13 protein-coding genes and 4 tRNA genes are annotated in these 16065 nt (G+C 55.3%); all 17 read right to left on the bottom strand.

Annotated features, from left to right (window positions below; translation table 11 throughout):
- Positions 1–10: 10 nt before the first annotated feature.
- Positions 11–481 carry a 30S ribosomal protein S7 gene (gene rpsG / locus E4O98_RS24485; RefSeq protein ID WP_002555493.1) on the bottom strand — a complete coding sequence of 157 codons (471 nt, stop codon included), beginning with the start codon at positions 479–481 and terminating at the stop codon, positions 11–13.
- Positions 482–599: 118 nt separating this feature from the next.
- Positions 600–971, bottom strand: coding sequence for a 30S ribosomal protein S12 (gene rpsL, locus E4O98_RS24480; RefSeq protein ID WP_002555494.1), 372 nt, complete (start codon positions 969–971; stop codon positions 600–602).
- 216 nt (positions 972–1187) lie between these two features.
- Positions 1188–5387: a DNA-directed RNA polymerase subunit beta' gene (gene rpoC / locus E4O98_RS24475; RefSeq protein WP_005791982.1), complete on the bottom strand. Its 4200-nt coding sequence runs from the start codon at positions 5385–5387 to the stop codon at positions 1188–1190.
- Positions 5388–5451: 64 nt separating this feature from the next.
- The gene (gene rpoB / locus E4O98_RS24470) at positions 5452–9525 is read right to left on the bottom strand and encodes a DNA-directed RNA polymerase subunit beta (RefSeq protein ID WP_019819139.1); all 4074 of its coding nucleotides are present in this window, start codon (positions 9523–9525) and stop codon (positions 5452–5454) included.
- A gap of 219 nt (positions 9526–9744) precedes the next feature.
- Entirely contained in the window at positions 9745–10110 is a 366-nt protein-coding gene (gene rplL / locus E4O98_RS24465) for a 50S ribosomal protein L7/L12 (protein ID WP_005791984.1), read from the bottom strand.
- Positions 10111–10188: 78 nt separating this feature from the next.
- A complete protein-coding gene (gene rplJ, locus E4O98_RS24460; RefSeq protein WP_003232405.1) occupies positions 10189–10689 on the bottom strand; it encodes a 50S ribosomal protein L10 in 501 nt (166 codons plus the stop codon).
- Between the two features lie 199 nt (positions 10690–10888).
- A complete protein-coding gene (gene rplA / locus E4O98_RS24455) occupies positions 10889–11584 on the bottom strand; it encodes a 50S ribosomal protein L1 (RefSeq protein WP_003176434.1) in 696 nt (231 codons plus the stop codon).
- Positions 11584–12015: a 50S ribosomal protein L11 gene (gene rplK, locus E4O98_RS24450; RefSeq protein ID WP_003176435.1), complete on the bottom strand. Its 432-nt coding sequence runs from the start codon at positions 12013–12015 to the stop codon at positions 11584–11586. The genes rplA and rplK overlap by 1 nt, the downstream gene beginning before the upstream one ends.
- A 117-nt stretch (positions 12016–12132) precedes the next feature.
- Positions 12133–12666 carry a transcription termination/antitermination protein NusG gene (gene nusG, locus E4O98_RS24445; RefSeq protein WP_003176436.1) on the bottom strand — a complete coding sequence of 178 codons (534 nt, stop codon included), beginning with the start codon at positions 12664–12666 and terminating at the stop codon, positions 12133–12135.
- 9 nt (positions 12667–12675) lie between these two features.
- On the bottom strand, positions 12676–13044 hold the full coding sequence (gene secE, locus E4O98_RS24440) for a preprotein translocase subunit SecE (RefSeq protein ID WP_005791990.1): 369 nt from the start codon (positions 13042–13044) through the stop codon (positions 12676–12678).
- Between the two features lie 45 nt (positions 13045–13089).
- Positions 13090–13165, bottom strand: a tRNA-Trp gene (locus E4O98_RS24435).
- Positions 13166–13328: 163 nt separating this feature from the next.
- Positions 13329–13404 (bottom strand) — tRNA-Thr (locus tag E4O98_RS24430).
- Between the two features lie 26 nt (positions 13405–13430).
- A tRNA-Gly gene (locus E4O98_RS24425) sits at positions 13431–13504 on the bottom strand.
- A gap of 24 nt (positions 13505–13528) precedes the next feature.
- Positions 13529–13613: transfer RNA gene (locus E4O98_RS24420), tRNA-Tyr, on the bottom strand.
- Positions 13614–13755: 142 nt separating this feature from the next.
- Entirely contained in the window at positions 13756–14202 is a 447-nt protein-coding gene (locus E4O98_RS24415; protein WP_248136496.1) for a hypothetical protein, read from the bottom strand.
- Between the two features lie 7 nt (positions 14203–14209).
- Positions 14210–14959, bottom strand: coding sequence for a pantothenate kinase (locus tag E4O98_RS24410; RefSeq protein ID WP_032879212.1), 750 nt, complete (start codon positions 14957–14959; stop codon positions 14210–14212).
- On the bottom strand, positions 14949–15908 hold the full coding sequence (gene birA / locus E4O98_RS24405) for a bifunctional biotin--[acetyl-CoA-carboxylase] ligase/biotin operon repressor BirA (RefSeq protein WP_032879211.1): 960 nt from the start codon (positions 15906–15908) through the stop codon (positions 14949–14951). Before birA ends, E4O98_RS24410 begins: the two co-directional genes overlap by 11 nt.
- Positions 15909–16065: the final 157 nt, after the last annotated feature.

Genomic DNA, 16065 nt, shown 5'->3' with positions numbered 1-16065 from the left:
GAAGCTAAAATTAGAAGCGGTAGTGCGAGAAAGCTTTGTTAGCTTCAGCCATACGGTGCACGTCTTCACGCTTCTTAACAGCAGCACCTTTACCTTCAGCAGCGTCCAACAGTTCGCCGGCCAAACGCAGAGCCATAGACTTCTCGCCGCGCTTACGGGCGAAGTCTACCAACCAGCGCATTGCCAGAGCGTTACGACGGGACGGGCGAACTTCAACCGGAACCTGGTAAGTAGCACCGCCTACACGGCGCGACTTCACTTCGACCAGCGGAGCGATGGCGTCGAGAGCTTTCTCGAAGATTTCCAGGGGGTCGCTGTTCTTGCGTTCTTTAACCTTTTCCAGCGCGCCATAAACGATACGCTCGGCAACGGCTTTTTTGCCGCTTTCCATCACGTGGTTCATGAACTTGGCCAGAATTTGGCTTCCGTATTTTGGATCGTCAAGCACTTCGCGCTTGGCTGCTACGCGTCTTCTTGGCATGGATAAGCCCTCAAACGGTCTTCAGGTTCGCTCGGAATCGGTGCCCTTTCGGGACGCCTCCGACCTTACTCTTATCGACTCAGAAAATAAGATGATTCAGGTTTACAAAAAGCCGCTACTACTTAGGCTTCTTGGTACCGTACTTCGAACGACCCTGGTTACGACCTTTAACGCCGGAAGTATCCAAGGAGCCGCGTACGGTGTGATAACGAACACCTGGCAAGTCTTTTACACGACCGCCGCGGATCAGTACCACGCTGTGCTCTTGCAGGTTGTGGCCTTCACCGCCGATGTACGAGGAAACCTCGAAACCGTTGGTCAGACGCACACGGCATACTTTACGCAGTGCCGAGTTAGGTTTTTTCGGCGTGGTGGTATACACACGGGTGCATACGCCACGACGTTGCGGGCAGTTCTGCAGCGCAGGTACGTCGGATTTCTCGACGATACGCTTACGCGGCTGACGTACCAGCTGGTTGATAGTTGCCATCTACTAGCTCCACTGTTGTCTTGCGACGCTATTGTCTTGCAAGAAAAGCAAAATGGCAGGAACGAATTCCCGCCAAATTTAGGGGTACAAGAGTCTAAAGAGGATCTTGTCCCCAGTCAAGGCAAGGCCCCGACCTCCCCTCGCGCCGAACCGGGGCAAAAATGCCTCGATCCGACGAACGGGAGTGTCAGGGCCCAGACTCATCTATCGCAGAACTCAGTTACCGCTTGAGTTCAGTGCTTCGGTCAGTGCAGCTTCCACTTCACTGGCGCTCACGCGCAGCGGCTTGTCAGCATCACGGCGACGCTTGCGCTCGCTGTGGTAAGCCAAACCGGTACCCGCCGGGATCAGACGACCCACGACCACGTTTTCTTTCAGGCCGCGCAGGTAATCGCGCTTGCCGGTTACCGCTGCTTCGGTCAGTACGCGAGTGGTCTCCTGGAAGGAGGCCGCCGAGATGAACGACTCAGTGGACAACGACGCCTTGGTGATACCCAGCAGCACGCGAGTGAACTTGGAAACGAATTTCTCTTCGTTCGCCAGGCGCTCGTTTTCTACCAGTACGTGAGTCAGTTCCATCTGGTCGCCCTTGATGAAACTGGAATCGCCGGATTCAGCGATTTCAACTTTACGCAGCATCTGACGCAGGATGGTCTCGATGTGCTTGTCGTTGATCTTCACGCCTTGCAGACGGTAAACGTCCTGGATCTCGTTAACGATGTACTTGGCCAGAGCACTCACACCCAGCAGACGCAGGATGTCGTGTGGATCGCTCGGGCCGTCGGAGATAACTTCACCGCGGTTTACCTGTTCGCCTTCGAACACGTTCAGGTGACGCCACTTCGGAATCAGCTCTTCATACGGATCGCTACCGTCGTTCGGAGTAATGACCAGACGGCGCTTGCCTTTGGTTTCTTTACCGAACGCGATGGTGCCGCTGACTTCAGCCAGAATCGACGCTTCTTTCGGACGACGAGCTTCGAACAAGTCGGCAACACGCGGCAGACCACCGGTGATGTCACGGGTCTTCGAAGTTTCTTGCGGGATACGCGCGATAACATCACCGATCGCGATCTTCGCACCATCCGCTACACCGACCAGGGCGTTGGCTGGCAGGAAGTACTGAGCGATTACGTCAGTGCCTGGCAGCAACAGATCCTTGCCGTTGTCATCAACCATCTTCACGGCAGGACGGATGTCTTTACCGGCAGCTGGACGATCTTTGGCGTCGAGTACTTCAATGTTGGTCATACCGGTCAATTCGTCAGTCTGACGCTTGATCGTGATGCCTTCTTCCATGCCCACGTAGGTCACGGTACCTTTCATTTCGGTAACGATTGGGTGAGTGTGCGGATCCCACTTGGCCACGATTGCGCCAGCGTCGACCTTGTCACCTTCTTTAACCGAAATCACAGCACCGTACGGCAGCTTGTAACGCTCGCGCTCACGACCGTAATCATCAGCGATTGCCAGCTCACCGGAACGGGACACAGCAACCAGGTGGCCATCCACTCGCTCAACGTGCTTGAGGTTGTGCAGGCGGACGGTACCGCCATTCTTCACCTGAACACTGTCGGCTGCGGAGGTCCGGCTTGCCGCACCACCGATGTGGAACGTACGCATGGTCAGCTGGGTACCCGGCTCACCGATGGACTGGGCAGCGATAACGCCGACCGCTTCACCGATGTTTACCTGGTGACCACGAGCCAAGTCACGGCCGTAGCACTTGGCGCAAATGCCATAGCGGGTTTCGCAGCTGATCGGCGAGCGAACGATCACTTCGTCGATGCTGTTGAGTTCGATGAACTCGACCCACTTTTCGTCAACCAGGGTGCCAGCAGGAACGATAACTTCCTCGGTACCTGGCTTGAACACGTCACGGGCAATTACACGACCCAATACGCGCTCACCCAGCGGCTCTACAACGTCACCGCCTTCAATGTGCGGAGTCATCAGCAGGCCGTGCTCGGTGCCGCAATCGATCTCGGTTACAACCAGATCTTGTGCAACGTCTACCAGACGGCGAGTCAGGTAACCGGAGTTAGCGGTTTTCAACGCGGTATCCGCAAGACCCTTACGAGCACCGTGAGTGGAGATGAAGTACTGAAGTACGCTCAAACCTTCACGGAAGTTCGCAGTGATCGGCGTTTCGATGATGGAGCCATCCGGCTTGGCCATCAGGCCACGCATACCGGCGAGCTGACGGATCTGCGCAGCAGAACCCCGTGCGCCCGAGTCGGCCATCATGTACATCGAGTTGAAGGATTCCTGGTCAACTTCGTCGCCGTGACGGTCGATGACTTTCTCTTTCGAGAGGTTGGCCATCATCGCCTTGGAAACTTCGTCGTTCGCCTTGGACCAAAGGTCGATCACCTTGTTGTACTTCTCGCCCTGGGTTACCAGGCCGGAGGCGTACTGGCTCTCGATCTCTTTCACTTCGTCAGTGGCGGCACTGATGATGCGAGCTTTTTCATCCGGGATAACGAAGTCGTTAACGCCGATGGAAACGCCGGAGATAGTGGAGTAAGCGAAACCTGTGTACATCAACTGGTCAGCGAAGATAACGGTCTCTTTCAAACCAACCACGCGGTAGCACTGGTTGATCAGCTTGGAGATCGCCTTCTTCTTCATCGGCAGGTTGACGACATCGTACGACAGACCTTTTGGCACAACCTGGTACAACAGCGCACGGCCGACAGTGGTGTCGACGATACGGGTGTTGCTCACGCTGCCGCCGTCACGGTCATTGACGGTTTCGTTGATCCGCACTTTGACCTTGGCGTGCAGTGCGGCTTCGCCGGCACGGAACACACGGTCAACTTCCTGCAGGTCAGCGAACACACGACCTTCGCCCTTGGCATTGATCGCTTCACGGGTCATGTAGTACAGACCCAATACAACGTCCTGCGACGGAACGATGATTGGCTCACCGTTGGCTGGCGACAGAATGTTATTGGTCGACATCATCAACGCGCGCGCTTCCAACTGGGCTTCCAGTGTCAGCGGTACGTGCACGGCCATTTGGTCGCCGTCGAAGTCGGCGTTGTACGCGGCACAGACCAGAGGGTGCAGCTGAATAGCCTTACCTTCGATCAGTACTGGTTCAAACGCCTGGATACCCAGACGGTGAAGGGTCGGTGCACGGTTGAGGAGAACCGGGTGTTCGCGGATCACCTCGGCGAGAACGTCCCAAACCTCTGGCAGTTCGCGCTCGACCATTTTCTTGGCCGCTTTGATGGTGGTCGCGAGACCGCGCATTTCCAGCTTGCCGAAGATGAATGGCTTGAACAGCTCAAGTGCCATCTTCTTGGGCAGACCGCACTGGTGCAGACGCAGGGTCGGGCCTACGGTAATTACCGAACGACCGGAGTAGTCAACACGCTTACCGAGCAAGTTCTGACGGAAACGACCTTGCTTACCCTTGATCATGTCAGCCAAGGATTTCAGAGGACGCTTGTTAGAACCGGTGATAGCGCGGCCACGACGACCGTTGTCGAGCAAGGCATCGACAGCTTCCTGCAACATACGCTTTTCGTTGCGCACGATGATGTCCGGAGCGGACAGGTCAAGCAGGCGCTTCAAGCGGTTGTTACGGTTGATCACGCGGCGATACAGGTCGTTGAGGTCGGACGTCGCGAAACGACCACCGTCCAACGGTACCAGCGGACGCAGGTCTGGCGGCAGAACCGGCAGAACGGTCAGCACCATCCACTCTGGCAAGTTGCCGGAACCCTGGAAGGCTTCCATCAACTTCAGACGCTTGGACAGCTTCTTGATCTTGGTTTCGGAGTTGGTTTGCGGAATTTCTTCGCGCAGACGGCCAATCTCGTGCTCCAGGTCGATAGCGTGCAGCAGCTCGCGGACAGCTTCGGCACCCATACGGGCATCGAAATCATCACCGAACTCTTCCAGCGCTTCGAAGTACTGCTCGTCGTTCAGCAGCTGACCTTTTTCAAGGGTGGTCATGCCTGGATCGATAACGACATAGCTCTCGAAGTAGAGAACGCGTTCGATATCACGCAGAGTCATGTCCATCAGCAAGCCGATACGGGACGGCAGCGATTTCAGGAACCAGATGTGGGCAACCGGCGAAGCCAGTTCGATGTGCGCCATACGCTCACGACGAACCTTGGCCAGTGCGACTTCAACGCCGCACTTCTCGCAGATCACACCACGGTGCTTCAAGCGCTTGTACTTACCGCACAGGCACTCGTAATCCTTTACCGGGCCAAAGATCTTGGCGCAGAACAGGCCGTCACGCTCAGGTTTGAACGTACGGTAGTTGATGGTTTCCGGCTTTTTAACTTCACCGAACGACCACGAACGGATCATCTCAGGCGATGCCAATCCAATACGGATGGCGTCGAACTCTTCGACTTGACCCTGGTTTTTCAGCAAATTCAGTAGGTCTTTCAAGGCCTTTCCTCCTGGCGGAGCAGAGAGCGGACCAAACGGCCACGCTCTCGATTCGCGTCACGTGTTATTCGGTTTCCAGATCGATATCGATGCCGAGGGAACGAATTTCTTTGATCAACACGTTGAAGGACTCGGGCATGCCCGGCTCCATACGGTGATCGCCGTCCACGATGTTTTTGTACATCTTGGTACGACCGTTCACATCGTCCGACTTCACTGTGAGCATTTCTTGCAGAGTGTATGCAGCACCGTATGCTTCCAGTGCCCAGACCTCCATCTCCCCGAAACGCTGACCACCGAACTGAGCCTTACCACCCAGCGGCTGCTGGGTAACCAGGCTGTACGAACCAGTAGAACGAGCGTGCATCTTGTCGTCTACCAAGTGGTTCAGCTTCAGCATGTACATGTAGCCAACAGTAACCGGGCGCTCGAACTTGTTGCCGGTACGACCGTCGAACAGCTGCATCTGGCCGCTTTCTGGCAGGTCTGCCAGTTTCAGCATGGCCTTGATTTCGCTTTCCTTGGCACCGTCGAACACCGGGGTAGCCATTGGAACGCCGCCGCGCAGGTTCTTCGCCAGATCCAGGATTTCCTGGTCGGAGAAGGTATCCAGCTCTTCGTTGCGACCGCCGATCTCGTTGTAGATCTCGTGCAGGAACTTGCGCAGGTCTGCGACCTTGCGCTGCTCTTCGATCATACGGTTGATCTTCTCGCCCAAACCTTTGGCCGCGAGGCCCAGGTGGGTTTCAAGGATCTGACCAACGTTCATACGCGAAGGTACGCCCAACGGGTTGAGGACGACGTCGACCGGGGTGCCATTGGCATCGTGCGGCATGTCTTCAACCGGCATGATCACGGAGACCACACCTTTGTTACCGTGACGACCGGCCATCTTGTCGCCCGGCTGGATGCGGCGACGGATTGCCAGGTAAACCTTGACGATTTTCAGCACGCCTGGAGCCAGGTCATCGCCCTGCTGCAGTTTGCGCTTCTTGTCTTCGAACTTGTCGTCCAGCAGACGGCGGCGATCAACGATGTAGGCCTGGGCCTTCTCGAGCTGCTCGTTCAGAGCGTCTTCAGCCATGCGCAGTTTGAACCACTGGCCGTGCTCAAGACCGTCGAGAATTTCGTCGGTGATGTCCTGACCTTTCTTCAGACCTGCGCCGCCTTCGGCCTTGTGGCCTACCAGAGCGGAGCGCAGACGTTCGAAGGTCGCGCCTTCAACGATACGGAACTCTTCGTTCAGATCCTTGCGGATCTCGTCGAGCTGGGTCTTCTCGATGGACAGTGCACGAGCATCACGCTCAACGCCGTCACGGGTGAAGACTTGTACGTCGATGACAGTACCTTTGGTACCGGTAGGTACACGCAGGGAGGTGTCTTTAACGTCGCTGGCTTTTTCACCGAAGATGGCACGCAGCAGCTTCTCTTCCGGAGTAAGTTGGGTCTCGCCTTTCGGAGTGACCTTACCCACCAGGATGTCGCCTGCGCCAACTTCAGCACCTACGTAAACGATACCGGCTTCGTCCAGCTTGTTCAGTGCAGCTTCACCCACGTTCGGGATGTCTGCAGTGATTTCCTCAGGCCCAAGCTTGGTGTCACGTGCCACACAGGTCAGTTCCTGAATGTGGATCGTGGTGAAGCGGTCTTCTTGAACCACACGCTCGGACAGGCAGATGGAGTCTTCGAAGTTGAAGCCGTTCCATGCCATGAACGCGATGCGCATGTTCTGACCCAGAGCCAGTTCACCCATATCGGTGGACGGGCCATCGGCCATGATGTCGCTACGCTGAACGCGATCACCCTTGCTCACCAGCGGACGCTGGTTGATGCATGTGTTCTGGTTCGAGCGGGTGTATTTGGTCAGGTTGTAGATGTCGACACCGGCTTCGCCAGTTTCTACTTCGTCATCGGCAACACGAACCACGATACGGCTGGCATCAACAGAGTCGATAACGCCGCCACGACGAGCCACGACGCAAACGCCGGAGTCACGGGCTACGTTACGCTCCATGCCGGTACCTACCAGCGGCTTGTCAGCACGCAGGGTCGGTACAGCTTGACGCTGCATGTTGGAACCCATCAATGCACGGTTGGCGTCATCGTGCTCCAGGAACGGGATCAGCGACGCTGCAACCGAAACTACCTGCTTCGGAGAAACGTCCATCAAGGTGACGTCTTCCGGCGCCTTAACGGTGAACTCGTTCAAGTGACGAACAGCTACCAGCTCGTCGATCAGGACTTTCTTGTCGTTCATCGTGGCCGAAGCCTGAGCGATCACGTGATCAGCTTCTTCGATGGCGGACAGGAACACGATCTCGTCGGTGACCAGAGCGTCTTTCACCACACGGTACGGGCTCTCGAGGAAGCCATACTGGTTGGTACGCGCATAAGCGGCCAGGGAGTTGATCAGACCGATGTTCGGACCTTCCGGCGTTTCGATCGGGCAAACACGACCGTAGTGCGTCGGGTGTACGTCACGAACTTCGAAGCCAGCACGCTCACGGGTCAGACCGCCCGGGCCCAGTGCGGATACACGGCGCTTGTGGGTGATCTCGGACAGCGGGTTGTTCTGGTCCATGAACTGGGAAAGCTGGCTGGAACCGAAGAACTCTTTCACCGCCGCAGCCACTGGCTTGGCGTTGATCAGGTCTTGCGGCATCAGGCCTTCGCTTTCAGCCATCGACAGACGCTCTTTGACCGCACGCTCAACACGCACCAGGCCAACGCGGAACTGGTTCTCGGCCATTTCGCCTACACAGCGAACACGACGGTTACCCAGGTGGTCGATGTCATCGACGATGCCTTTGCCGTTACGGATGTCGACCAGCGTCTTCAGTACCGCGACGATGTCTTCCTTGCACAGCACGCCCGAACCTTCGATCTCGGTACGACCGATACGACGGTTGAACTTCATCCGGCCGACCGCAGACAGGTCATAGCGCTCAGGGCTGAAGAACAGGTTGTTGAACAGGGTTTCGGCAGCGTCTTTGGTTGGTGGCTCACCAGGACGCATCATGCGATAGATCTCGACCAGCGCTTCCAATTGGTTGCTGGTGGAGTCGATCTTCAGAGTGTCGGAGATGAACGGACCGCAGTCGATGTCGTTGGTGTACAGGGTCTCGATGCGAACAACCTGGGCCTTGGCGATTTTCGCCAGGATCTCGGTGTTCAGCTCGGTATTGCACTCAGCCAGGATTTCGCCTGTAGCCGGGTGAACGATGACCTTGGCGGTCGTGCGACCCAGAACGTAGTCCAGAGGCACTTCCAGCTCTTTGATACCAGCCTTTTCGATCTGGTTGATGTGGCGCGCAGTGATACGACGGCCAGCCTCAACGATGACCTTGCCTTTCTCATCCTGGATGTCCAGGACAGCAATTTCACCACGCAGACGCGAAGCGATCAGCTCCAGCTTGAGGGTTTCATCCTTCAGGCTGAATACGTTGGTGGTATAGAAAGCGTCCAGCACTTGCTCAGTGGTATAGCCGAGCGCGCGCAGCAGTACCGAGGCCGGCAGCTTGCGACGACGGTCGATACGCACGAACACGCAGTCTTTCGGGTCGAACTCGAAGTCCAACCACGAACCGCGGTACGGAATGATCCGCGCGGAGTACAGGAGTTTGCCGGAGCTGTGCGTCTTGCCGCGGTCGTGGTCGAAGAACACGCCCGGGGAACGGTGCAGCTGGGAAACGATTACACGCTCGGTACCGTTGATAACGAAGGTACCGTTTTCAGTCATCAATGGGATTTCGCCCATGTAGACTTCTTGCTCTTTGATGTCCTTGATCGCTTTGTTCGACGATTCTTTGTCGAAAATGATCAGACGGACTTTTACCCGCAAAGGTACGGCGTACGTAACGCCACGCAACACGCATTCTTTGACATCAAATGCCGGTTCGCCCAGGCGATAACCGACGTACTCCAGCGCAGCATTGCCGGAGTAGCTGATGATCGGGAAAACGGATTTGAAGGCCGCATGCAGGCCCACGTCGCGGAACTGATCTTTGGTCGCTCCCGCCTGCAAGAATTCACGATACGAATCCAGCTGGATAGCCAGAAGGTACGGGACATCCATGACGTCCGGCAACTTGCTAAAGTCCTTGCGGATACGTTTTTTCTCAGTATATGAGTAAGCCATCAGCGTTCCCCAGCTTGGTCACCTGCTTGTTTGGCCCCTCCGACGGGAGCAGCCAGAAAATCTTGCAAACCCCATGGTTTGCACCACCGCTTCGGGTGGCTACAGCGCGTTAATGGCGGCGACCGAGTCGACAGCCAAGAACGGAAAAAGGCCGGTGGCAAGAGCCACCAGCCATCAGCCTTCAGCTTAACGCTTGGGCTGGAGACGCAAGGTCGATGCTTACTTCAGCTCGACTTTAGCGCCTGCTTCTTCCAGAGTAGCTTTGGCTTTGTCAGCTGCGTCTTTGGCAACAGCTTCCAGAACCATGGCAGGAGCGCCGTCAACTACAGCCTTGGCTTCTTTCAGGCCCAGACCGGTCAGTTCACGTACTGCCTTGATCACGTTTACTTTCTTCTCGCCAGCTTCGGTCAGCATGACGTTGAATTCGGTTTGCTCTTCAACAACGGCAGCAGCAGCAGCTGGGCCAGCGGAAGCAGCGGCAGCGGAAACGCCGAATTTTTCTTCGAAAGCTTTGATCAGCTCAACAACCTGCAGAACCGACATTTCAGCTACGGCGTTGAGGATATCGTCTTGGGAGATAGACATTGCTGTATTTCCTGAATTGGGGGACGGCCTACGCGGCCATCGAAATAAACAAAAATACGCGAGAGAAGTTGCTCAGCCTTAGGCTGCGGCAGCTTCTTTTTGCTCGCGAACTGCAGCCAGAGTACGAGCCAGCTTGCTGGTAGCGCCTTGAATCACGCTCATCAGCTGCGAAATGGCTTCGTCGCGGGTCGGCAGTGTTGCCAGTACGTCGATTTGGTTAGCTGCGAGGAACTTGCCCTCGAACGCAGCTGCCTTGATCTCGAACTTATCCTGACTCTTGGCGAACTCTTTGAACAAACGGGCAGCAGCGCCTGGATGGTCCTTGGAGAACGCGATCAGAGTCGGGCCAGTGAACACGTCGTTGAGAACACTGTATTCAGTGTCAGCAACAGCGCGCTTGAGCAGGGTGTTACGTACAACACGTACGTATACGCCAGCTTCACGAGCCTCTTTACGGAGTCCGGTCATAGCGCCTACTGTCACACCACGGGCATCAGCCACGACAGCGGACAGAGCAGCTTTGGCAGCCTCGTTGACTTCAGCGACGATGGCCTTCTTGTCTTCGAGATTAATTGCCACGGGTTTAACTCCTGCTTGTTACCGTTTCATCTGGCCGAGGCCGGATGTCGTTTTGGTGTCTGATTCGGTAAGGAACCGGGAGCACCATCTGCGTAGGCTTGTTGGTTTAAGACTTGCGTCGCCTACGGTCTTGGATAGCCCCCGCCAGGCAGGGACCCCAATCTTTCAATTGGCGCAATCGCTTGCGCCAATTTGTGTCTTATACGTCCAGCGAGCCTTGGTCGATGACCAGACCTGGGCCCATAGTGGTGCTCAGGGTAACGCGCTTGACGTAGATGCCTTTCGAGGAAGCTGGCTTGATACGCTTCAGATCAGCGATCAGGGCTTCAACGTTTTCCTTCAGCTTGACGGCGTCGAAGCCGACCTTGCCAACGGAGGTGTGAATGATGCCGTTTTTGTCGGTGCGATAACGAACCTGACCAGCCTTGGCGTTTTTAACCGCGGTAGCTACGTCTGGCGTTACGGTGCCGACTTTAGGGTTAGGCATCAGGCCACGTGGACCCAGGATCTGACCCAACTGACCTACAACGCGCATTGCATCCGGGGAAGCAATAACGACGTCATAGTTCAGATCGCCGCCTTTCATTTCGGCAGCCAGATCGTCCATACCAACGCGATCAGCGCCGGCAGCCAGAGCAGCTTCAGCCGCCGGGCCCTGAGTGAAGACAGCAACACGTACAGTCTTGCCAGTACCGTGTGGCAGCACAGTAGCGCTACGAACGACCTGGTCGGATTTACGCGGGTCAACACCCAGGTTCACAGCAACGTCAACAGACTCGCTGAACTTGACAGTCGACAGCTCGGTCAGCAGAGCAGCAGCGTCTACGAAGTTGTAGGACTTGCCTGCTTCGATTTTGCCGGCGATAGCCTTTTGGCGCTTGGTCAGCTTAGCCATTACACACCCTCCACGTTAAGGCCCATGCTACGAGCAGAACCGGCGATGGTACGCACGGCTGCATCCATATCAGCTGCAGTCAGATCCGCGTTTTTGGTTTTCGCGATTTCTTCCAGCTGAGCACGAGTTACGGTGCCAACCTTAACGGTGTTCGGACGAGCGGAACCGCTAGTCAGACCAGCAGCTTTCTTCAACAAAACCGAAGCCGGGGTCGACTTGGTTTCGAAAGTAAAGCTACGGTCGCTGTATACAGTGATGATCACTGGAGTCGGCAGACCTGGCTCAAGACCCTGAGTACGGGCGTTGAAGGCCTTGCAGAATTCCATGATGTTCACGCCGTGCTGACCCAGAGCTGGACCGACGGGTGGGCTAGGGTTGGCCTGAGCGGCCTTCACTTGCAGCTTGATGTAAGCGGTAATCTTCTTGGCCATGAGGCACTCCAATTACGGGTTCAAACGCCTAGAAAGGCTCCCCGGTTACTTGCGCGTTTATCCCAGTGACGACAAAACCCCACAGCCTAAGGCTGCGGGGTTGGGATGCTTTTTCAGCTAGACCTTCTCGACCTGGCTGAACTCCAACTCTACCGGAGTAGAGCGACCGAAAATGAGCACTGCCACTTGGATCCGGCTCTTTTCGTAGTTAACTTCTTCGACGGTGCCATTGAAATCAGCGAAAGGACCATCTGTAACACGAACAACCTCACCCGGCTCGAACAATGTCTTCGGCTTGGGCTTGTCGCTACCGTCAGCAACACGACGCAGAATTGCTTCTGCCTCCTTGTCAGTGATCGGAGCAGGCTTATCAGCAGTACCGCCAATGAAACCCATGACACGAGGAGTATCCTTGACCAAGTGCCAAGTACCTTCATTCATGTCCATCTGTACCAGCACGTAGCCAGGGAAGAACTTGCGCTCACTCTTGCGCTTCTGGCCATTCCGCATTTCAACCACTTCTTCAGTGGGAACCAGAATTTCGCCGAAGCCATCTTCCATGCCTGCCAGCTTTACGCGCTCCAGCAAAGAGCGCATAACATGCTTCTCGTAACCCGAGTAAGCATGCACAACGTACCAACGCTTAGCCACGGGACACCCTTAGCCAACAATCAAGGAAACAAGCCAGCCGAGCAGGGAATCGAGCCCCCACAACAGCAACGCCATAACCAGAACAACAGCCACAACAATCAATGTGGTCTGCGTGGTTTCTTGGCGAGTCGGCCAAACGACTTTACGAATTTCGGTGCGAGCTTCCTTTACCAGGACCGCGAAAGACTTGCCTTTAGCAGTCTGCAGGCCTACAAAGGCAGCTACAGCAGCGAGGGCGAGCAATGCGAGGACACGGTACAGGATCGGCGAAGCAGAATAGTACTGATTGCCAACAACGCCTACGACCACCAAGGCGACTACAGCGAGCCACTTGAACAGATCGAAACGAGAGCTTTGAGCTTCAGCCTTAGGAGTCATCTATGAAGATCCTGTGAAAAGAAAGCCAGACACACCACGTGAATCTGGCAGGTCAGGAGGGAATCGAACCCCCAACCTACGGTTTTGGAGACCGTCGCTCTGCCAATTGAGCTACTGACCTAAAACAAAATCAGGCCGACCATTATGCAGGCCTGAAAAAGACTTTACAACAACCAACCCCAACAGACTTGAAATCACCTGACAATCACAGCCAGACATAACACGATACAAGCCGAGGCAGCTGTTAAAACAAAGGCAGATATTTTCATATCTGCCTTGTTATATGGAGCTCTTGAGCGGATTTGAACCGCTGACCTCACCCTTACCAAGGGTGCGCTCTACCAACTGAGCTACAAGAGCAAAACACCTTGCACAACCTGCAAACTTGGAGCGGGTAGCGGGAATCGAACCCGCATCATCAGCTTGGAAGGCTGAGGTTCTACCACTAAACTATACCCGCGGAGCTTGCAGCTCACGCTAAAAATGGTGGAGGGGGAAGGATTCGAACCTTCGAAGTCGTAGACGTCAGATTTACAGTCTGATCCCTTTGGCCGCTCGGGAACCCCTCCTAAGCGAGCCGGCATTCTACATCACGCCGGCCTTCTGTCAAGCATTTTCTCATTAAAAATATGAGGTTAGCTGCGTTGACCTTCGTTTCACCTTGAAGCCCTTAAAGGTCTTCACTGCGAAGCGGGCGCCATTCTATGCAAACTATTCGAGAGTTGCAATGCCTTCGCACAGCATTATTTTATGTTTTAACTCATTGAATTCATTAGCAAGGCTTTCAAAGGGCAGATCGTCAGCCAAGCGCCTACTCTCAGGGGCTACTCGCAACCAGTAACCCGAGGCTTCAGGCGCGCTCAACAATTGAAGCCTGACCCTTATGTCCAAGCTTGTCAGCCGCTGCTCGAGAGAGAGCGCCTGGTGACGATCCGAGAAACCACCAATGTACAGACAGGTGCTTTGTTCATCAGCCCCCCTTGCTCGATCACGCCGCGCCACCGTGTCGGCAGACTCACTCAGGAGCCGAATATCTTGCTGCGTTCCACGATAGAGACTCAATGGTGTGACGTCCTTGGCACGCAATGGAGCTTCTTGCTGATGCCAGACGTAGTAGAAAACATTGAGGACAAGTAAAAGCAAAAACAGCCAGCGCATAATCACCTCAAGACAAAGGACACGCCATTGCCAAACCAACAAACACAAGGTCCGGGACCAAACAAGCCTGAGGTGCAGCATCCCTGACCAGGTCGGCATCCCCCCCCGTCAGGAAGACAGTGAAATCCTCGCCCCAATAGCTTCTCGCCAATTCAAGCTGGGTCAACACGAACCCTCTTAGCATAAGCGTACAACCGCGCTCGACAGCCTCTACGGTCGTCCGCCCAGGAGAGAGACGCTCAAGAGCTCTCTCAGCCGCGGCATCGTCATAACGTATCTTGCGCGTATGGGTTCGCAACTGATTGCGCATAAGTGGCAAGCCCGGGCAAATAAACCCACCCAAGTGCTCACCATCAACATCAATAAAGTCTGCGGTCGCCGCCGTACCAAAATCGAGCACTACGCATGCGCCGGACGCTAACTTATATGCACCCAGCATCGCCAACCAACGATCCAGCCCAAGCCGCTCGAACTCTTCGTAGCCATTGTGCACACCGGCCATTTGTCGCGCGGAACCCGCACAGGAAACGGTAACGCCAAATGCCTTCACCAACGCCTCTACCAGCTTGTCGGTTTCCTCAAGCGCTCGAACACTCACTAACCGACAACGCGTGAGCAGAAGGCCAGGAAGCGCTATCAGGCTCTCAATCAACGCATCATCCGAACCCACCACGCCTTCGGCGGAGACACTTGCATCACTCGCCTCAAGCACGCGCCACTTTATGAAGCTGTTCCCACAGTCGAGCTCAAGAATCATCACGCAACCTCAGGCTTAACTCACCACCGCTGTATATTTTCTCGACGCCATCGACATTCAAGCGCAACGCGCCCTGATGATCCACGCCCAACACCACCCCATCAATCTGGGTAACACCAGCAACGAGAGACACAGGCTTGCCCTGCCACAAGTGATGCCGCTCCCACTCATCTTGCAGCCCGGCAAAACCGGCAGTCTTATGTCGATCCAGATAGCCTTGCAACTGCATCCCCAGACGCGCCACCAATTGGTTGCGATCAATAGCAGAACCGGTCTCGAGCTGAATTGAAGTCCATTGCTGATCCACATCATCGGCTTTCTGCATATTCACATTGATGCCTATCCCTAGGACAACGTGACAGATATCCGCAGGATCCCCCACCAGCTCCAGCAAGATGCCAGAAATTTTCTTGCTCCCGACCAAGACGTCGTTTGGCCATTTCAAAGCCGCGCCCTGTACACCGGTCTCACGCAACGCCTGCATAACGGCTAAGCCAACTACGAGACTCAACCCCTCCAACTGTCGCAGACCACCTTCAATGCGCAGCACGAGGCTGTAGTAGACATTTTGCGCAAACGGACTGACCCATTTTCGACCACGCCTTCCCCTACCAGCCGTCTGCTGCTCCGACAGTACGACAAAGGGGGCTGCGCACCCTGAGTCAACGAGACGCAAAGCTTCGGCGTTAGTGGAGTCGATGGAATCGAAAATATGAACTGGCCAGGTTAAAGAGGCCGCATTCAGGGAAATTTGCTCTGCACTCAAGAACACCAACGGCGCAGCCAATTGATACCCACGACCTCGGACCTTATGAATGGGCAGCCCTAACTCTGCCTCAAGATGCTGAAGCTGCTTCCACACAGCGCTGCGACTGACGCCCAGGGCGGCGCCAAGCGCTTCTCCAGAATGGAATCGACCGTCTTTCAGTAGTTTCAACAACATCAGCATGCAAATATCGCCTCACAATGAGGCACGCATAATAGCCATGCGTAAGGTCATTGCATAGAAACGCAGGGCGTTTGCACTCAGGACATGAGCGATGGTTTTTTAGTTTTTTCGACCGCCCAAAACAAAACCCCTGTCTGCGTTAGCAAACAGGGGTTCT

It is taken from the genome of Pseudomonas sp. W2Jun17, from assembly GCF_023127795.1.
Taxonomy (GTDB): domain Bacteria; phylum Pseudomonadota; class Gammaproteobacteria; order Pseudomonadales; family Pseudomonadaceae; genus Aquipseudomonas; species Aquipseudomonas synxantha_A.
This window is presented reverse-complemented; position numbering and strand designations above follow the sequence as displayed.